This window comes from Kitasatospora sp. NPDC086801, assembly GCF_044745805.1.
In the GTDB taxonomy this organism is placed as follows: Bacteria; Actinomycetota; Actinomycetes; order Streptomycetales; family Streptomycetaceae; genus Kitasatospora.
In genome coordinates this window covers 379,530-395,953 of sequence record NZ_JBIVAX010000001.1, presented here as the reverse complement: position 1 = coordinate 395,953, position 16,424 = coordinate 379,530, and the positions used below count along the sequence as shown (strand labels likewise).

The following is a 16,424-nucleotide window of genomic DNA, read 5'->3' as shown; positions in this document are numbered from 1 at the left end:
GGCGGACCCCCGTCCGTCCCGTCGAAGGAGTAAGCCGTGTCCACCCCCGTCCTCAACGGCCGCACCATCGGCCTCGCCCACTACTCCACCCGCGCCGTCCTGGAGAGCACGCTCACCGGGCTCGGGCTGACCTTCCACCAGCAGCTCGCCCTCAACGGCATCGGCGGCGAACCCGGCGGCTCGATCGAACGCGGCGTCCTGATCGGCCGGTTGGCGGACGCGCTGAAGGTGGCCGAGGCGGTGGCCGCCGCCACGGTCGACGAGGTCCTGGCCGTCGGCTGGGCGGACGAGTCCGGCGCACCGGCCGTGCTCGCCCTCACCGAGGAGGGGCGCGTGCTGCACGCCCGGATCTCCGAGAGCGTGCGCGACATCGTCGAGCGCGTCTACGGCGGCCTGCCCGCCGACGAACTGGCCGTCGCCGCACGGGTACTGACGGCCGTCACGGAGCGCGCCAACGCGATCCTGGCCGGCGCCTGACCGTCGCCCGAGCACCGCCTGACCGCTGCCCGACCACCGCCGGGGCTGACGCCCCCGGGTGGGTCGGTGGCAGAGTGGGCGGTGCAGAACCACCGTGCCCCAGGAGGATCCCAGTGACGGCCGAGCCCTTGAAGTCCCGTGAGGAATGGTTGGCGTCCCTGCCCAGGATCTACGCGGCGGCGGGCTGCCTGCTGCGGGACGAGTCCGGCCGGATCCTGATCGTGAAGGCCGGGTACCGCGAGCACTGGCAGTTCCCGGGCGGCACGATCGACCTCGGCGAGGGCCCGGTGGAGTGCGCCTCGCGGGAGTTGCTGGAGGAGACCGGCATCGTCAAGGCGACCGGGAGCCTGCTGGCCATCTCCTGGACCCACCCCTCGGCCGAACTCGACCACCCCGCACAGCACTTGATGTTCGACTTCGGCACCGTCCCGGACGGCACCCCCGTGACCGTCCCGGCCGGCGAACTGGACCGGTACCAGTGGGCCACCGTCGAGGAGGCGCTGGAACTCCTCGGCCCGGCCCGTTCGGCCCGGCTGCGGGCGGCGCTGGAGGCGGCCGCCGACGGCCGGGTGCGGATCGTCACCACGCCCATCTCCGGCTTCTAGGGCGCGACCGGGCCCGGCGCCAGCTCAACCGACCGGCCCCGGGCGGGAGTTCCGCCCGGGGCCGGGCCCCGCCTCACGGCTGCTCGGCGTTCCGGGCGTCGATGATGGCCTTGATGGCCTCGGAGGTGAAGGTCTCCGCCTCGGACTTCTGGACGCCGAGTCCGGCGAGTACGCCCGCGCCGTTCTCCAGCTCCAGCAGGGCGAGCAGGATGTGCTCGGTGCCGACGTAGTTGTGCCCGAGCTTCAGCGCCTCGCGGAAGGTCAGTTCCAGCACCTTCTTGCCCTGCGCGCCGTACGGGATCAGCGCGGGCACCTGCTCGGCGGCGGCCGGCAGGGCGGCGGCGGTCGCCTCCCGGAGGGCCTCCGGGGTGACGCCCTGGGCGGCGAGCGCCTTGACCCCGATGCCCTGCGGTTCGGCGAGCAGGCCGAGCAGGAGGTGTTCGGCGGTGATCTCGGCGTTGCCGGCCTTCCTGGCCTCCTCCTGGGAGGCCATCACCACGTTCCGGGCCCGGTCGGTGAACCGGGCGAAGCCCTGGCTGGGGTCGAGGTCGGTGGGCGTGCCCGGGTCCTTGGGGACGAACCGCTTCTGGGCGGCCTGCTTGCTGACGCCCATGCTGCGGCCGATGTCGGTCCAGGACGCGCCGGAGCGGCGGGCCTGGTCGACGAAGTGGCCGATCAGGTGGTCGGCGAGGTCGCCGAGGTGGTCGGCGGCGATGACCGCGTCGGACAACTGGTCGAGCGCGTCGGGGTGGACCTTCTTGATCGCGGCGATCAGGTCGTCGAGGCGCAGCGGAGTGGTGTTGGGAACGACGGGATTCTCCATGCGTCAACCGTAGGTTGTCGCATCTGCATCGTCAACCATTGGTTGACGCTACGCGCGAGTAGTCTTCGGTGGCCCCTGCGGAACGGAGGCGTCCGATGGGCGGGCTGTGGATCCTGACCCCGCCTGAGACCGGGGCGCCTCGCGAACTCAAGCTCCAGGTAGCCGAGTTGTAGGAACCGGCCTGGCCCGGTGAGCCCGGCGAGCCCGGCGGTTCGGGAAGTCCGCGAAAGCCCGGTGGCCGCTACGCGGCGGGCAGCAGCCGGGCCCGGACGGCGGCGACCTCGGCGGGGGTGGCCCCGGCGGCGAGCAGGTAGCCGACCGGGTCGAGGCCCTCCAGTGCGTCCTCCAGGGCGGCCTCGGCGGTGGTGCCGGCCTCGGCGAGCACCGCGTCGATCCGGTGGTACTGGTCCGGCAGGCCCAGCATCCCGTACAGCGGGCGGACGTTGGGGCCGCTGAGCAGGTAGTCCTCGACGATCGCGGCCCGCTCGACGCCGGCCAGGGCGAGCAGCAGCAGGGCCGCCAGGCCGGTGCGGTCACGGCCGGCGCCGCAGTGCACGACCAGGCCGCCGGGGCGGGCGCCGGCGATGGCGGCGATCAGCGCGGCGGCGGCGTGCGGGCAGTGGTCCAGGTAGGGGCGGAGCGCGAGCGGGGTGCCGTCCAGCCGGCCGTGGGCCTCCCACCAGGCGGGGCCGGCGAGTTCGTCCAGCGGGACGCGGATCAGTTCGACGCCCTCGGGGAGCGGGAGGAGCGGCTTGTACTCCTCGGTGTTGCGCAGGTCGACCACGGTGCGGACGCCGTGGTCTAGGAGGGCGTCCCAGCCCTCGGCGGTGAGGCGGTCCAGGTTGTCCGCCCGGACTATCGCCCCGTGGGCGGTCGGTCGGCCGGAGGCGGTGGGCAGTCCGCCCAGGTCGCGGACGTTCAGGCAGCCGTCCCAGACGAGGGTGCGCTCCTCGGTGGTGGTCAGCGCGCGCGTCCGGCTCATGGGGGCCCCGTTTCCTTGACCGGGGGTCCCGTTACCCCCTCGTTATGAAGGACTCCCGGGAGATCCGGATGGTTCCGTACCGTTCGGATCGCCGACATCCGGCGTTCGGACCGGTGCGGGCACCGGTCCGGGGTGGGGATGCCCTTCCGGAGGTCAGGCGGCGGTCGGGGTCTCGGTCTCGGCGGCGACCAGCTTCTCCATCGGATCGGCCGCGATCTGGCCCAGCAGCGAGCCGGCCGCGATCGCGCCGATCAGGAACACGGTGGACAGCCAGGCCATGGTCGCCACCGGCAGGGTGAAGGCGCCGACCACCCGGGCTACGCACTCGGCCAGCAGCACGGTGCCCCAGACGCCCGCGAACACCCGCTCGTGGCGGTGGAAGGCCCGGGAGCCGGCCGCCCGGCCCTCGGCCAGTCGCTGCCAGGCGGCGGTGCGGTCGCGCTTGCCCTTGGTGATGAAGGGCATCAGCACCGGGGTCAGCACCGACCGGCCGACCAGCGCCGAGAACAGGACCGCCAGCGCCAGGGTGCCGCTCAGTCCGCCGTCCTTGGCGATCATCAGCCGGGCGTCACCGGTGACGAAGGTGAGTGCCAGGCCGGCCAGGTTCACGGTCAGCATCAGCGCGGCCCACAGGTTGAGCCTGCGCTCGCGCAGCAGGCCGAAGACGGTCCGGGCGGCCGGGATGGCGCTGCTCCACGCCAGCGCGGCGAACTCGCTCTGGCCGCAGACCGAGTGCAGCAGGTAGTAGCCGGCCAGCGGGGCGGCGACGTCGATGGCGAGCGGGCGGAGCCCGGAGGCGGACGGGTTGCCGGTCTCGGTGGTGGTGGCGGCGGTGGCGGTGGTGGTGACGGTCTGGTTCACGGTGGGTTCCTCCCCGCTGGTGGCCGCGGGCCGCTGCCCGCGTCGTGCCTCCAGTCTTTCCGTCGGACCCTCCGTCAGAGCAGTGCCGTCCGTTGCCGGATCCGCATGACAGCTGTCATGGCGCGGGCCGTGACAACCGCTCTGACCTGCTGATTCTCCCGGGCTGCGGGGTCACGGGCCGGGCGGGGGGCGTCACGGCTCGCGGCCCGGGGTGTGCGGGCAGCGGTCGGCGGGACCGCGGGCCCGGCGGTTGCGGCCCTTCGCCCGCGCCCCGAGACGTTCGCCCGGATGGCGCATGATGTGGCGGGTGCAGAGTGCAGAGCGCCCCGGAGCGGGCACCGGCAGCCCCGTCGGCCGGTCCGGACCAGTACCTCCCGCCGGCCCGCCAGCGGGCCGGGCCCCCGCTCCCGCTGATCTGACCGAGGCCGTCCGGGCCGCCCAGGCCGGGGACGAGGAGGCGTTCCGGCTGCTGTTCCGGACCGTCCAGCCGGGCCTGCTGCGCTACCTGCGGGTCCTGGTCGGCGGCCGCCCCGAGGACGCCCAGGACGCCGAGGACATCGCCTCCGAGACCTGGCTCCAGATCGCCCGCGACCTGGGCGGCTTCTCCGGTGACGGGGACGGCTTCCGGGGCTGGGCCGCCACCGTCGCGCGCCACCGCGCGCTCGACCACCTGCGCGCCCGGCGCCGCCGCCCGGTCGCCGACCTGCCGTTCGAGTACCTGGCCGGGCTGGCCGCCGGGGACGACACCGCCGCCGCCGCGCTGGCCGCGGTCGGCACCGCCGACGCGCTGGCGCTGATCTCCCGGCTGCCGCGCGACCAGGCCGAGGCCGTCCTGCTGCGGGTGGTCATGGAGCTGGATGCCGAGAGCGCGGCCCGGGTGCTCGGCAAGCGGGCCGGCAGCGTCCGGATGGCCGCCCACCGGGGGCTGCGGAAGCTGGCCAAGCTACTGGAGCAGTCCTTCGCGGCCGGGGTCGGGATCCCCGCCGCGCGCGAGGCCGAACCGGCCGTGCGGCGGCCCGGCCGGACCCGTGCCGAGGAACCCGCCGAGGAACCCGTGGGGAAGGCCGCCGGGAAGCCCACGGGGAAACCCGCGGGGAGGCCTGCGGGGAAATCTGCGGGAAAAAGTTCTCCGCAAGGTGTGACAGAACGCCGGGCCGCGACGCTGAAGGACATGAGATGAGCACCAACCGATCCCGTCGGATCGACCGTGACGCTGCCGAGCATCTGCTCGGCGGTGCCGTGGGCGGCCCGCCGGCCGGGCAGGACGCCTCGCTCACCGGACCGGACGGCGGTCCCGGGCCGCTCACCCGGATCCTCGCCGCGGCCGCCGCCCCGGCGACGGCCGACGAACTGGCCGGGGAGCAGGCCGCCTTGGCCGCGTTCCGGGAGGCCCGTCTCACGCCCGACCCCGTAGTGACCACATCCGTCCGGAGACGATCAATGGCGACCGCCGCGCTGGCCAGGGCCTTCAGCACGAAGGCCACTGCCGCCGTGCTCGGCGCCACCGCGCTGTGCGGGGTCGCGGTCGCCGCCGGCACCGGCACCCTGCCGTCCCCGCTGGGCGGAGGGTCCGGCGCGCCCGAGCACACGCTCGCCGTCGCGGGTGGGCCCTCCGGCAGCGCGCCCGGCACCGCGTCCGCCGATTCGTCGGCCGGTTCGTCCGCCGCCTCGCCCGGCAGCGCCGCGCCGGGCACCCCGTCCGCCCGTCCGTCCGGCGGCGGCTCCGCCTCGGGCGGCCCGCAGGCGGTCGGACCGTCCACCGCCCCGAAGTCCGGCACGCCCTCCGCCGATACCGGCGACGCCGACGGGCACGGTCCTCGGCCGCTCGCGCCCGTACTGGCCGCCCTCTGCCACGGGTTCGCCGACCGGACGGGCCGGGGCGAGCGCTCGCCGGCCACCGAGCCGCAGTTCGGCCCGCTGGTCGCGGCGGCCGGTGGGGCGGAGAAGGTGGCGGACTACTGCGCGGAGGCCCTCGGGAACGAGGGCGCCGACCACCCGGGCGCCACCGCGCAGCCCCGCGACCCCGGCCGGACCAGTCCGGGCCCCGGCGCGGGCAAGGGGAACACCGAGGACGGCCAGGGCAACGGGCAGGACAGGAACAAGGGCAAGGACAACGGCCAGGACAGGGGCAACGGCCAGGGCAACGGCGGCAACGGGGCCAAACCCAGCAGGTCCGGCGTGACCGTCCCGACGCCGCCGTCCGTGCCGCCCCTGCCCGACGTCCGCCCGAGCAGGACCGACCGTTCCGACGACAGCCCGTCGGGCCGGAGGTAACCCAGGAACTCCGGGTGGGCGGCGAGCGACTCCCCCCGGGCTCGCCGCCCACCCGGACCGCACCACCGCAGGACCCGCACCACCCGCAGTACCGCTCGTCAGTACCACCCGAAGACCCCGGGTGGCCGGTTGGCTCCCCGTGCCCGCCGGCCGCCCGGCCGGCCCCGGCCGGACCGGCAGGCGCACCCCCCCGGACGCGCCGCCGGCCCGGCCGCTCCGGAACGTGCGGCCCGCCCTCCCGCAGTCAGGGCGGGTCGCACCCCCGCGCCGGCGGCCGGGGGACCGCTGCCCGGTCCCCCGACCGCCTCCCCGCCCCCGGCGGTGCGGTCCGGCGGTGCGGCTATCGTGCACAGGTGCACGAGGCGGCCCGGAACACCGGGCACGGCACGTGAGGGGAGTTCCAGGTGATCGGACGGGCGCTGAACGGGCGTTACGAACTCGTCGAGATACTCGGCGTCGGCGGCATGGCCACCGTCTGGCGCGGGCTGGACCACGTGCTGGGCCGCCAGGTGGCCGTCAAGGTCCTCAACGGGGGACTCGCCGACGACCCCCGCTTCGCCGAGCGGTTCAGCCGCGAGGCGCAGCACGCGGCCATGCTGGTGCACCCGAGGATCGTCATGGTCTTCGACTCGGGCGTCGACCAGGGCACGCCGTTCATCGTCATGGAGCTCGTCCACGGCCGTTCGCTCGCCGCCGTGCTGGCGCAGCAGCCGGGCCTGCCGGTGGAGCGCGCCGTCGGCATCGCGGCGGCGGTCTGCGAGGCGCTGGCGGTCGCGCACGCGGCCGGGCTGGTCCACCGGGACATCAAGCCCGGCAACATCATGATCACCGACGACGGCGGGGTGAAGGTCGTCGACTTCGGCATCGCCCGGGCCGGTTCGTCCAGCAACCTGACCCAGACGGCGAGCGTGCTCGGTACGGCCGCCTACCTGTCGCCCGAGCAGGCCACCGCCTCGCCCCTGGACGGCCGCACCGACCTCTACGCGGTCGGCTGCGTGCTCACCGAAATGCTCACCGGCGAGACCCCGTTCACCGCCGAGACCCCGGTGGCGATCGCCTTCAAGCACGTCAGCGAGCAGCCCGCGCTGCCGTCCTTCCGCCGCCCCGGCCTGCCGCCCGCGCTGGACGCGGCCGTGCTGCGCCTGCTCGCCAAGAACCCCGCCGACCGGCCGGCGGACGCGGTCGCGGCGCGGGCCGAACTCCTCTCCACCATCCCCGGGTTGGCGGTCGGCGACCCGACGGCGGAACTCCTCGCCACCGCCGCCGCCACCCAACTGCTGCCGCCCGTACGGCCGGTGAGCCCCAACCAGCAGCACACCGCGCTGCTCCCGCCGCAGCCCCCGGCCGCCACTTCGCTGATGGCGCGCGTCCCACAGGCCCCGCCGGCTACCTCGCTGATGGCGTCCGTGCCGCAGGCCCCGCCCGCGCCCGCCGGCCGCAACCGCCGCCGCAGGCCCCTCGTGCTCGGCGCGCTGGGCGTGGCCGCACTCGCCGGCGTCACCGCCCTGGCCGTCACCGCCTTCGACGAGCCCGCCGGCACCGCCGCCGCACCCGCCCCCGGCAAGCCGCCGGCGGCCACCGCCCCCGGCACCCCGGCCCCCGCGCCCACCCCCTCGGCGACTCCGACCCCGACCCCGCCCCCGACCACCGCGGCCCCCACCACCCCGGCCGGTCTCCCCACGGCCCCCGGCCCGGCCAATCCCCGCAACCAGGCGCCGGCCCTCCAGCTCAACGCCTTCCGCCAGGCGGTCGTCCAGGCCCAGGTCGGCGGCAAGGAGCACGACCGCCAGGTGGAGCTGCTGCGCATCCTCGACGCCGCCTCCGCCCGCCTCAACGAGGGCTCCGCGGACGACGCGGCCCAGGAGCTCAAGGACGCCCAGAAGGTGATCCGCGACCTGGCCAAGAAACACGCCATCGACGGCCCCACCAACGCCAACTGGAACGCCCGCGTCAGTGCCCTGTTGATCACCCTGCACGCCACGGCCGCCGACAACCAGGACTGGTGACCCGGGGGGACGGGCTCCGCCAGCCGGCGGAACGGCGGTTCAGCGCGCGGGTGCGGGCTGCTCGGCCGCCCGGGCGGACCCGTCCGGGTCGGTGAAGGATCCGGCGGTGCCGCCGATCACGAGCCGGGGCGATCCGCTGCCGTCGGGGGAGACCCCGGCGTCCTCGGCGAGGGCCCGGAGCTTGTCCAGCGCGAGCTTGACCGGGCGCGGCCCGGTGGCCGGGGCTTCTCGAATCCCGACCGGTCCGGTGGCCCGCCGTGCGCGGCGCCGGTAGTCGTCGGGCGGCATGCCGACCAGCTCGGTGAAGCGGGTGCGGAAGGCGTCCGGCGAGGTGCAGCCGACCGCGTGGCGGACCTCGGTGACGCCGAGGCCGCCGCAGCGCAGGAACGCGGCCGCGCGTTCGACGCGGCGGGCCGTCAGGTACCCGTACGGCGAGTCGCCGTAGGCCAGCCGGAACTCGTGGCTGAGCCGCCAGGCCGCCATGCCGGCGTCGCGGGCGAGCGCCAGGACGTTCAGCGGCCGCGCGTACTCGCGGTCGATCCGGTCCCGGACGCGGCGCAGCCGCGCGAGGTCGATCAGGCGTTGCGCGGCCGCGCGGGCGCGGGCCCACGAGGGGTGGCACACGGGAGGGCTCCTTTCCGCCGGTCCGGCCTCGGCTGCCTCAGCGCAGCTCTTGGACGCGGATCAGGTTGCCGGCGGGGTCGCGGAAGGCGCAGTCGCGGATGCCGTACGGCTGTTCGGTCGGCTCCTGGACGACCTCGGCGCCGCCGGACCGGACCTCGCGGAAGGTGCCGTCGAGGTCCCGGGTGGCCAGCAGGATCCAGCCGTAGGTGCCCTTGGCCATCATCTCGGCGATGGTGCGGCGCTCGTCCTCGGTGACCCCGGGGTCGACGGCGGGCGGGGCCAGCAGGATGGACGTGTCGGGCCGCCCGGCGGGGCCGACGGTGATCCAGCGCATCCTGCCCTGTCCGACGTCGCCGCGGACCTCGAAGCCGAGGACGTCGCGGTAGAAGACCAGGGAGGCGTCCGGGTCGTCGTGCGGGAGGACGCTGGTGTGAATGGTGATGTCCATGGCGCCGATGCTAGGTGCGGCCGCGCGGACGTGCTTCTCGAAACCTGACCGCTCCGGCCGCAGGCCGGCGGCGGGTTCGGCGGCGGGTTCGGCCCGGTCTGACGGTCCGCCACGGTCGACCGGGACGGCTACCCGGAGGGCCAGGACTTCGTCGTCCTCGCCTGCGCCGAGGGCAACCGCTTCCGCTTCCGCTTCCGCTTCCGCTTCCGCTTCCGCGTCATCGACACCGGCCGGTCCTGAGCGCGGCCGTCCACACCCTGTGGACAACCTCACGGCTTCCGGTGGACACGGGTCTCGACGTTCGCCCGGATCGCCCGCGACAGCGTCCCCGCCGCCGTGGCGAGGAAGACGAAGGTGTACCCGATCTGAAGGATCACCACGAGGCGCGGGGCCTGGCCGACCGGGGCGATGTCGCCGTAGCCGACGGTGGCCAGGGTGACGATGGTGAAGTACAGGGCGTCGAGCCGGGTGACCAGCCCTTTGAACTCGCCCGGCTGGGAGGCCAGGACGTAGTAGGTCGCGGAGAAGATGGTCATCGCGAGGAAGATCAGGAAGGCCAGCCAGACCACCGGGCGCTTCGCGTCGCCCCGCAGCACGGCGGTGGTCTTCGTCAGCAGCAGGCCGCTCAGGCCGACCAGCGCGGCGGTGAACACGAGCCAGCTGAGGACGGGGCGGTGGTAGCCGAGGACGCGCAGGGGAAGGGCCCAGTACACGACGATCAGCGTGGTGCAGGCGCCCAGCAGCCAGAGGGCGGCTCGCGGGTCGGCGCGGCCGTGCGGTGGTGGTGGCTGGTGTTCGGACATCCCGTCCAGCCTGCGGTTGCGCCGGGCGGGCCGCCGTCCGGGCTGGGCCGTCCGGGCGTGCCAGCGGCAGGTGCCCCGGCCCCGGGGCGGTCACCCCCCGGTTCCGCTGGTCGCCCCTCAGGCGGAGGCCGGGGCTTCCCCTTCCGGGCGGCCCGGTTCGTCCAGCAGTTCCAGCACCGCCAGGACGCCGACCAGCGCGAGCGCCAGGCAGAGCGTCACCAGCACCGTCGGATAGCTCCACAGCACGAACGCCAGCGCCGCGACCGCGACCGCCGCCCAGCCCAGCCAGGCCTTCCAGCGGTGGACGAACCGCCCGACCGGCCCGAGCCGCAGCCCGGCCCGTTCGGCGGTGCTCCGGGCCGCGCCGAGCCCCGCGCGCCAGCCGCCGCGCACGGTGCGGGCCCAGCGCCCGCCACCGCTGATCCAGGCGCCGAGCGCGACGATCAGGCCGAGCGCGATCACCACCCGGACGGCGGAGCGCAGGTAGCGCACCAGCGTGTCGTACACCGCCTGGGCGGCGGCCTGGTCCACCCCGGCGGGGAGCCGGTCCAGGTAGACGGCTCGGAACACGCTCAGCCCGATGCCCAGCAGCAGCGCCCCGCCGGCCATCCCCAGCGCCGCCGTGACCGCCGCCCGGCGCCGCCGGCCCGCGAGCAGCACCCCGCCGACCGCGCAGGCCAGCGCGAGCACCGGCACCCAGAAGCCGGCCAGGTCCAGCAGCCGGAGGCCGGTGCGCACCTTGGGGATGGCGTCGGACTGCACCAGCGTGTACGAGGTGTGGATCTCCGGGATCCTCGCGGCCAGCGGGAGCCCGTTGTCGACCAGCGCGGTCTTCACCCGGGCGATCACCGGGGCGAGGTCGAGCGCCACGGTGTCGTTCCTGATCTCGACGGCGCCGCCGCCCTGCCCGGTCAGCATCCGGTCGATCGCGGCGTGCGCCTGCCGGTTGACGTCCGTCCAGAGGGTGGCGAAGGCGTCGCTGTCCACCACCCGCTGGACCTGGGTGCGGACGAAGCCGGTGAGCCCGTTGTCGAGGGCCTGGCCGATGCCGTTCAGCAGCGCGCCGAGCTTGGGCCTGTCGTCGGGGGCGACGTTGTCGAGCAGCGAGTCGACCGGGATCCGCGCCGTGATCTCGTCGGTGACCCGGTCGGTGACGGCCGCCTTGACCGCCGGGTCCCCGGCCAGCGGCGCCATGGTCGCGACGTACCGGTCGGTGTCGCCGATCTCCGACTTCGCCCACACCGCGACGGCGCTCAGCGGGGTCAGCACGCAGGCCAGCAGGATCAGCAGGACGGCGAAGAGGGACCGCACCCGGTGGCGGGTCGGGCGGGTCTCCAACTGCTGGGCGAGCCGCGCCTCGTGGGCCTCGGCGGCGCTCAGGCGGGCCCGCAGGTCGGCCAGCTCGTCGGGCGATCTGGCGGGGGGTCCGTCGGGCGGTCCGTCCGGCGGTCTGGCGCCCGGCTCGTCGCCCGGTTCGTCGGTGGGCATGCCGCGACTCCGTTCCTCCGGTGGGTACACACCAGGAGATAACGGATCAGATCGGACGGCCAGTCGGGAGGGCCGTGAGCAGCCCGGACACGGCGGAAGCCCCCGGCGCCGTCATCGGACGGTACCGGGGGCTTCCGGAGGAACGCGGGACTCAGGCGGTCGTCTCGGGCCGCTTCGTCTCGGTGGCCTTGGTCACGTTGGTCGGCGTGACGGCCGGCGGGGTGGTGGCCGGCTGCGGGGTCGCGGTGCTCTGCGCGGTGCCGGCGCTCTGCGCGGCGTCCGCCGGGGCGTCGTCCTCGCGCAGCGCCTTCGTCTCCGCCTTCAGGATGCGCATCGACTTGCCGAGGCCGCGGGCCATCTCCGGCAGCTTCTTCGATCCGAACAGCAGGACTACGATCGCCAGCACCACCAGGAGGTGCCAGGGCTCAAGACCGTTCCGCAGCATCCCTGGCCACCGGTCCCTTCTTGTCTAGGTCCAAAGGTGGGCTAGCGCCCGTGCTGGCCAGTATGCCTGGCGGTGGCGGTGAACGGATACACCGGCCGGGAAACGCTGGCCGAAAACCAGGTGCCGTTCGAGCGGAACGCGAGCGCCCGCGGCGGCGGCCGGAGCCGGCCCGGTCCGGCTCGCGCCCCCGATGGCCAGCCCGCACGGCATCGCGGCGAGCCGCGCCCGCCCCTCGGGGCCCTCGCCCCGCCGCCGGGTGCCGCAGCTCACAACCGCCCGAGCGGTGCGGCGGTTCGGTGCCCGAGCGGTGCGGCGGTTCGGTGCCCGAGCGGCGGCTCAGTACACGAAGGGCACGAGCCGCTTCGACACCTGCCGGTACTCCGCGTACTCCGGGCCGAAGGCGGCCAGCAGCAGCCGCTCCTCGGCGGTGATCCGCCAGCCGTACGCGCCCAGCAGCAGCGCCAGCACCAGCAGGGCCGCCGGCCAGCTGCCCAGGCCGAGCGCGTAGCCCGTCCAGACCAGCAGGCTGCCGGCGTAGCCGGGGTGGCGGATCTGCCGGTACGGGCCGCTGCGGACGACGTGCTGGGTGTCCACGGTGCGCAGGGTGCGGGTGTAGTAGCGGCCCAGGGTGCGCATGCCCCAGGCCCGCAGCGCCAGCCCGGCGGCGATCAGCGCGATCCCGAACCAGCGGGCCCTGGCGGGCAGTTCGCCGATCCCGGCGCGGCCGAACAGCACCACGACCAGCACCGCGGCGGCGTAGCAGGCGAGCAGCAGCCGGGTCGAGCCGCGGTCGCGGCCGTCCGCGCGCCAGGTGCCGGCGGCGGAGTCCGCGCGGCGGCGCAGCATCAGCTCGTAGCCGACCCAGCAGAGCAGGCCGAGGAGGGAGAGCAGGGTCGTCAGGGACATGCGGCGGCTCCCGGCGGATCGGAGGTGCGGGCCACGTACCCCTTCACGGTCCTCCGCCGGGCCCGCCGGTGCACGCACCCGGGGGTGGATGCGGCGGGCTCCACCTCCGGGTGGACCGTCCGGCCCGCCCGTCGGGCCCGATGAGCAACAGTCGCCGAGACCGAGGGCCTCGAAGGCTCCGTGTCGCTGGAGGAAATGGCCGCCATGCTCCGCGAACACCACGGCTGAGCGCGATGGGGTACGTCACGCGGTTCAGCCCTGGCGCGCAACGGGATCTCCTCAAGGTGCCCAGGCCGGACGCCGTCCGCATCCTGCACCGCCTCGCCGAGCTGCAGAAGGTGCTGGACGTCGGCGACACCTCGGGCTTCGGCATCGAGCCGCTCCAGGGGCACCGAGCCCGGTGGCGGCTGAGGGTGGGGGACCACCGGGTGCTGTACACCGTCGAGGACGGGGTGCTGATCGTCTGGGTCATGGCGGTCGGCAACCGTCGTGAGGTCCACCGGCACCGGTAGGGGCCGGCGGGAGCGGCGGAGAGCCCATGGTGATGAGCAGCCCGGCGAGCAGGAACGAGTACATGTCCATGATCCACAGCTGCTGGGTGCCGCTGGGCGCCAGCGTGGTGGGGGCGGCGAAGAAGAGCACGCCCATGTCCATGGCGAGGACGAGGGTCGGGAGCAGGAGAACGGCCAGGCCGATCCATTCGCGACGGCCTGCGCGGCCGGTGGTTGCGGTCATGGGCAAGACGGCACGGTCGTGCCGGACGAACGTCTAGTACATATGTGTAAATCAATCGTGCGAGACATACGTGCAAGACATTCGTGCAGCCCTTCCGTAGGATCGAGGCATGGGAAATCGCGAAGACCTGATGGCGGGCGCCAAGCGCTGCCTGTACGAGAAGGGGTACGGGCGCACCACCGCCCGTGACGTCGCGACCGCCTCGGGCGTCAGCCTGGCCGCGATCGGCTACCACTTCGGTTCGAAGGACGCGTTGCTCAACGCGGCGATGGTCGAGGCGATCGGGGAGATGGGCGCGGCCCTGGGCGCGGTGGTGGACGCCGCGAACCAGGCGTCGGACGACCCGGAGGAGCGCTTCGCCGCGGTCTGGGACGGCCTCAAGGCCGTCTTCACCGCGCACCGCGGGCTCTGGGCGGCCCAGTTCGAGGCGCTCGCCCAGGCCGCGCACGCGCCGGAACTGGCGCACGCGTTCGCGGAGGCGCAGAAGGAGGGCCGGCTCGGCCTCGCCGCGCTGTTCCAGGGGCTGCCCGAAGTGCCGGACACCGAAGAGGAGATCGTCCGCGGTTCCTTCTACCAGACCCTGCTGGCGGGGTACGCCGCCCAGTGGCTGGCCGCCCCCGAACTGGCGCCGAACGGACGGGACTTCCTGCGCGGGCTGCGGCTGGTCAGCGGAAGCGTGCTCAGCCCCGCGCCGACGTCACCGCCCGCTGCGGCCGAGCGCTGACTGTGGTCCGTAGTCCGTAGTCCGCTGCCGCCCTCGCCGCGCCTCGCTAGGACTAGGCGGTGACCACCGTCAGCAGCACCACCGAGTCCACGTGGGCCAGCAGCCCGTGCCGCTCCTGGGGCACCGGCTCCAGCTGCCCGACCGGCAGCTCCTGGTGCCGGCCGGCGATGGTCAGCGAGACCCGGCCGCGCAGCACCTGGAGGCTGCCGGCGGTCGGCGGGGTGTGCTCGTCCAGCGAGGTGCCCGCGGTCAGCGCGATCACGGTCTGTCGCAGGACGCCGTCGTGGAGCACCAGGTGGGCGCTGCGCCCGTGCGGGCTCTCGGCCGCCCGGGCGACGTGCTCCACGGCGAGCTGTTCGAGATCGGGCATCGCGCGTCCTCCTGCCCCGGCGTGCCGGGCCGACCCCGGGCGCCCGGACCGGCCCCGTGTGCCCAGGTTCGCGGACGCGGTCGGCTCGCGCACCCGGAGCCGTTCGACGTGCAGCCCCCGGCGAGTGCACGCATCGTGGAGGCATGGCGATCAACGAGACAATCTCCGGCGGGTTCCAGGTCAACCGCTCGCTGCTGGCCGGCGGCGCACTGCTCACCGGCATCGGAGCCGTGCTCGGCGTGGCCGGGGCGGCGATGGTGTGCGCGGCGCTGGCCACGGCCGGCCGCAGCTGGGTGCGCAGCCTGGAGACCGCGCCGGCCGCGTTCGCCCAGCGGGCGCTGCGCGAGGCGAAGGTGGCGTCCAGCGCGGGCTGGGAGGCCTGGCGCGCGGAGCACGGTTCGCCCAACTGAGCGCACCCACCCAACTGAGCGCACCGGCCCGCCCGAGCGCACCCACCCAACTGAGCGCACCGGCCCGCCCGGGCGCATCGGCCCGAGCGAGCCGCACCGGCCCGGCCGGGCGTGCCCGCCCGCTCGGGTGCGGCGGGCCGCCATGGGGGTGCGGCCCGCCGCGGCTGTGGACCGCCTACAGGCCGAGCGACTTGGCGATGATGCTGCGCATGACCTCGCTGGTGCCGCCGTAGATCCGGAACACCCGGTTGTCGGTGTAGAGCCGGGCGATCGGGTACTCCAGGATGTAGCCGTAACCACCGTGCAGCTGAAGGCACTTGTCGATGACGGTGGAGGCCGATTCGGTGCAGAACAGCTTCGTGGCGGCCGCGTCGGCGACGCTCAGCTCCCCGTGCTGGTACAGCTCCAGGGCGCGGTCCACCATCGACTGCTGCGCCACCACCTGGGCCTCGCAGTCGGCCAGGGTGAACTTGGTGTTCTGGAACTCGGCCACCGCCTTGCCGAACACCTTGCGGTCCTTGACGTACTGGAGCGCGAACCGCACCGCCGCGGCGGCCGACGCGTACGCGCTGACGGCGATCGCCAGCCGCTCCTGCACCAGGTTGTGGGTCAGGTAGGAGAATGCCCTGCCCTCCTCGCCGAGCAGGTTCTCCACCGGCACCTTGACGTCGCTGAAGGCCAGTTCGGCGGTGTCCGAGGTGCGCAGGCCGATCTTCTGCAGCTTGCGGCCGACCGTGTAGCCGGGGGACGTGGTGTCCACGCAGAGGATGGACAGGCCGGCCCGGCGGTTGTCCGGGTCGTACGGGGCGGTGCGGCAGACCACCAGGACGAGGTCGGCCAGCACGCCGCCGGTGATGAAGGTCTTGGCGCCGTTCAGGACGTAGTGGGTGCCGTCCTCGGAGAGCCGCGCGGTGGTGGCGATGCCCGCGAGGTCGGAGCCGGCGCCCGGCTCGGTCATCGCGATGGCGGTCATGATGTCGCCGGAGACGAAGCCGGGCAGCCAGCGCCGCTTCTGCTCCTCGGTGGCGTACTCCAGCAGGTAGGGCAGGACGAGCGCGGTGTGCACGCCCGAGGAGCCGAAGCTCACGCCCGCCCGGGCGGTCTCCTCGGTGATCACCGTCTGGTACTTGAAGCCGCTCTCGCCCGCGCCGCCGTACTCCTCCGGCACCTCGATGCCGAAGACGCCGAGCGCGCCGAGCTGCCGGTAGAAGTCGCGCGGCGGGTGGCCGTCGGCCTCCCAGCTCTCGTAGACCGGGACGACCTCGTTGGCGATGAAGTCCCGGATGGTCTCCCGGAAGGCCTCGTGGTCCTCGTTGAACACGGTGCGGCGCACGGCGGCGCTCCCTTCGGTGGTGACCGGCTGCGGGCGCCGGCTGGGGCTGAACGTGCCAGGTGATGGCCTCACAAGTTAATCCCGGGTAGCTTCGGCTGTCCAGGGTCGAC

The 16,424-nt window shown here is 74.5% G+C and carries 19 protein-coding genes and 1 pseudogene; 8 read left to right on the top strand and 12 right to left on the bottom strand.

The window, feature by feature from the left end:
- Positions 1 to 36 precede the first annotated feature (36 nt).
- Positions 37 to 477, top strand: coding sequence for a hypothetical protein (locus ACIPLC_RS01905; protein WP_400469891.1), 441 nt, complete (start codon positions 37 to 39; stop codon positions 475 to 477).
- A gap of 113 nt (positions 478 to 590) precedes the next feature.
- On the top strand, positions 591 to 1,082 hold the full coding sequence (locus tag ACIPLC_RS01900; RefSeq protein WP_400469888.1) for an NUDIX domain-containing protein: 492 nt from the start codon (positions 591 to 593) through the stop codon (positions 1,080 to 1,082).
- A 73-nt stretch (positions 1,083 to 1,155) separates the two neighbouring features.
- Here the strand turns inward: ACIPLC_RS01900 and ACIPLC_RS01895 are convergent, their stop codons facing one another.
- The 3 genes from ACIPLC_RS01895 to ACIPLC_RS01885 all read right to left on the bottom strand — a co-directional run bounded on the left by ACIPLC_RS01895 (position 1,156) and on the right by ACIPLC_RS01885 (position 3,748).
- Complete coding sequence (locus ACIPLC_RS01895) at positions 1,156 to 1,905, bottom strand: Clp protease N-terminal domain-containing protein (RefSeq protein WP_400469885.1); 750 nt, start codon at positions 1,903 to 1,905, stop codon at positions 1,156 to 1,158.
- Between the two features lie 241 nt (positions 1,906 to 2,146).
- Positions 2,147 to 2,887: a tyrosine-protein phosphatase gene (locus tag ACIPLC_RS01890; protein WP_400469882.1), complete on the bottom strand. Its 741-nt coding sequence runs from the start codon at positions 2,885 to 2,887 to the stop codon at positions 2,147 to 2,149.
- 153 nt (positions 2,888 to 3,040) lie between these two features.
- Positions 3,041 to 3,748 (bottom strand): VC0807 family protein, encoded by a 708-nt coding sequence (locus ACIPLC_RS01885; protein WP_400469879.1) that lies wholly within the window; start codon positions 3,746 to 3,748, stop codon positions 3,041 to 3,043.
- Positions 3,749 to 4,055: 307 nt separating this feature from the next.
- Between ACIPLC_RS01885 and ACIPLC_RS01880 the strand changes: the two genes are divergently transcribed.
- The 3 genes from ACIPLC_RS01880 to ACIPLC_RS01870 all read left to right on the top strand — a co-directional run bounded on the left by ACIPLC_RS01880 (position 4,056) and on the right by ACIPLC_RS01870 (position 8,028).
- Complete coding sequence (locus ACIPLC_RS01880) at positions 4,056 to 4,928, top strand: RNA polymerase sigma factor (protein ID WP_400469876.1); 873 nt, start codon at positions 4,056 to 4,058, stop codon at positions 4,926 to 4,928.
- Positions 4,925 to 6,022 (top strand): hypothetical protein, encoded by a 1,098-nt coding sequence (locus ACIPLC_RS01875; protein WP_400469873.1) that lies wholly within the window; start codon positions 4,925 to 4,927, stop codon positions 6,020 to 6,022. The genes ACIPLC_RS01880 and ACIPLC_RS01875 overlap by 4 nt, the downstream gene beginning before the upstream one ends.
- A gap of 404 nt (positions 6,023 to 6,426) precedes the next feature.
- Positions 6,427 to 8,028, top strand: a complete 1,602-nt coding sequence (locus tag ACIPLC_RS01870) for a protein kinase (protein WP_400469870.1) — start codon at positions 6,427 to 6,429, stop codon at positions 8,026 to 8,028.
- Positions 8,029 to 8,067: 39 nt separating this feature from the next.
- Here ACIPLC_RS01870 and ACIPLC_RS01865 read toward each other — a convergent pair whose 3' ends face one another.
- The 6 genes from ACIPLC_RS01865 to ACIPLC_RS01840 form a co-directional block, all read right to left on the bottom strand.
- A complete protein-coding gene (locus ACIPLC_RS01865) occupies positions 8,068 to 8,652 on the bottom strand; it encodes a helix-turn-helix transcriptional regulator (RefSeq protein ID WP_400469867.1) in 585 nt (194 codons plus the stop codon).
- 37 nt (positions 8,653 to 8,689) lie between these two features.
- Positions 8,690 to 9,100, bottom strand: a complete 411-nt coding sequence (locus tag ACIPLC_RS01860) for a VOC family protein (protein WP_400469864.1) — start codon at positions 9,098 to 9,100, stop codon at positions 8,690 to 8,692.
- 269 nt (positions 9,101 to 9,369) lie between these two features.
- Positions 9,370 to 9,903: a potassium channel family protein gene (locus ACIPLC_RS01855; RefSeq protein WP_400469861.1), complete on the bottom strand. Its 534-nt coding sequence runs from the start codon at positions 9,901 to 9,903 to the stop codon at positions 9,370 to 9,372.
- Between the two features lie 117 nt (positions 9,904 to 10,020).
- Complete coding sequence (locus ACIPLC_RS01850; RefSeq protein WP_400469858.1) at positions 10,021 to 11,391, bottom strand: hypothetical protein; 1,371 nt, start codon at positions 11,389 to 11,391, stop codon at positions 10,021 to 10,023.
- Positions 11,392 to 11,542: 151 nt separating this feature from the next.
- Positions 11,543 to 11,836, bottom strand: coding sequence for a Sec-independent protein translocase subunit TatA (gene tatA / locus ACIPLC_RS01845; protein ID WP_400469856.1), 294 nt, complete (start codon positions 11,834 to 11,836; stop codon positions 11,543 to 11,545).
- A 336-nt stretch (positions 11,837 to 12,172) separates the two neighbouring features.
- Positions 12,173 to 12,742, bottom strand: a complete 570-nt coding sequence (locus ACIPLC_RS01840; RefSeq protein WP_400469853.1) for a methyltransferase family protein — start codon at positions 12,740 to 12,742, stop codon at positions 12,173 to 12,175.
- 233 nt (positions 12,743 to 12,975) lie between these two features.
- On the opposite strand from ACIPLC_RS01840, the gene ACIPLC_RS01835 reads away from it, so the two are divergent.
- Complete coding sequence (locus tag ACIPLC_RS01835) at positions 12,976 to 13,254, top strand: type II toxin-antitoxin system RelE/ParE family toxin (protein WP_400469850.1); 279 nt, start codon at positions 12,976 to 12,978, stop codon at positions 13,252 to 13,254.
- Positions 13,255 to 13,273: 19 nt separating this feature from the next.
- On the opposite strand, the pseudogene ACIPLC_RS01830 reads toward ACIPLC_RS01835, so the two are convergent.
- Positions 13,274 to 13,477 (bottom strand): annotated as a pseudogene (locus ACIPLC_RS01830) (MFS transporter); the annotation flags it as partial.
- Positions 13,478 to 13,586: 109 nt separating this feature from the next.
- Between ACIPLC_RS01830 and ACIPLC_RS01825 the strand changes: the two are divergent.
- On the top strand, positions 13,587 to 14,201 hold the full coding sequence (locus ACIPLC_RS01825; RefSeq protein WP_400469847.1) for a TetR/AcrR family transcriptional regulator: 615 nt from the start codon (positions 13,587 to 13,589) through the stop codon (positions 14,199 to 14,201).
- A 52-nt stretch (positions 14,202 to 14,253) separates the two neighbouring features.
- Here ACIPLC_RS01825 and ACIPLC_RS01820 read toward each other — a convergent pair whose 3' ends face one another.
- Positions 14,254 to 14,571, bottom strand: coding sequence for a cupin (locus ACIPLC_RS01820; protein WP_400469843.1), 318 nt, complete (start codon positions 14,569 to 14,571; stop codon positions 14,254 to 14,256).
- A 143-nt stretch (positions 14,572 to 14,714) separates the two neighbouring features.
- On the opposite strand from ACIPLC_RS01820, the gene ACIPLC_RS01815 reads away from it, so the two are divergent.
- Entirely contained in the window at positions 14,715 to 14,981 is a 267-nt protein-coding gene (locus ACIPLC_RS01815; protein ID WP_363375057.1) for a hypothetical protein, read from the top strand.
- Between the two features lie 175 nt (positions 14,982 to 15,156).
- On the opposite strand, the gene ACIPLC_RS01810 is transcribed toward ACIPLC_RS01815, so the two are convergent.
- Complete coding sequence (locus ACIPLC_RS01810) at positions 15,157 to 16,314, bottom strand: acyl-CoA dehydrogenase family protein (RefSeq protein ID WP_400469841.1); 1,158 nt, start codon at positions 16,312 to 16,314, stop codon at positions 15,157 to 15,159.
- Positions 16,315 to 16,424 lie beyond the last annotated feature (110 nt).

Coding starts and splice junctions, on each gene's coding strand:
- ACIPLC_RS01840 (WP_400469853.1), bottom strand. CDS start 12,742: ATGTCCCTGACGACCCTGCTCTCCCTCCTCGGCCTGCTCTGCTGGGTC.
- ACIPLC_RS01815 (WP_363375057.1), top strand. CDS start 14,715: ATGGCGATCAACGAGACAATCTCCGGCGGGTTCCAGGTCAACCGCTCG.
- tatA (WP_400469856.1), bottom strand. CDS start 11,836: ATGCTGCGGAACGGTCTTGAGCCCTGGCACCTCCTGGTGGTGCTGGCG.
- ACIPLC_RS01875 (WP_400469873.1), top strand. CDS start 4,925: ATGAGCACCAACCGATCCCGTCGGATCGACCGTGACGCTGCCGAGCAT.
- ACIPLC_RS01890 (WP_400469882.1), bottom strand. CDS start 2,887: ATGAGCCGGACGCGCGCGCTGACCACCACCGAGGAGCGCACCCTCGTC.
- ACIPLC_RS01825 (WP_400469847.1), top strand. CDS start 13,587: ATGGGAAATCGCGAAGACCTGATGGCGGGCGCCAAGCGCTGCCTGTAC.
- ACIPLC_RS01820 (WP_400469843.1), bottom strand. CDS start 14,571: ATGCCCGATCTCGAACAGCTCGCCGTGGAGCACGTCGCCCGGGCGGCC.
- ACIPLC_RS01860 (WP_400469864.1), bottom strand. CDS start 9,100: ATGGACATCACCATTCACACCAGCGTCCTCCCGCACGACGACCCGGAC.
- ACIPLC_RS01855 (WP_400469861.1), bottom strand. CDS start 9,903: ATGTCCGAACACCAGCCACCACCACCGCACGGCCGCGCCGACCCGCGA.
- ACIPLC_RS01835 (WP_400469850.1), top strand. CDS start 12,976: ATGGGGTACGTCACGCGGTTCAGCCCTGGCGCGCAACGGGATCTCCTC.
- ACIPLC_RS01895 (WP_400469885.1), bottom strand. CDS start 1,905: ATGGAGAATCCCGTCGTTCCCAACACCACTCCGCTGCGCCTCGACGAC.
- ACIPLC_RS01850 (WP_400469858.1), bottom strand. CDS start 11,391: ATGCCCACCGACGAACCGGGCGACGAGCCGGGCGCCAGACCGCCGGAC.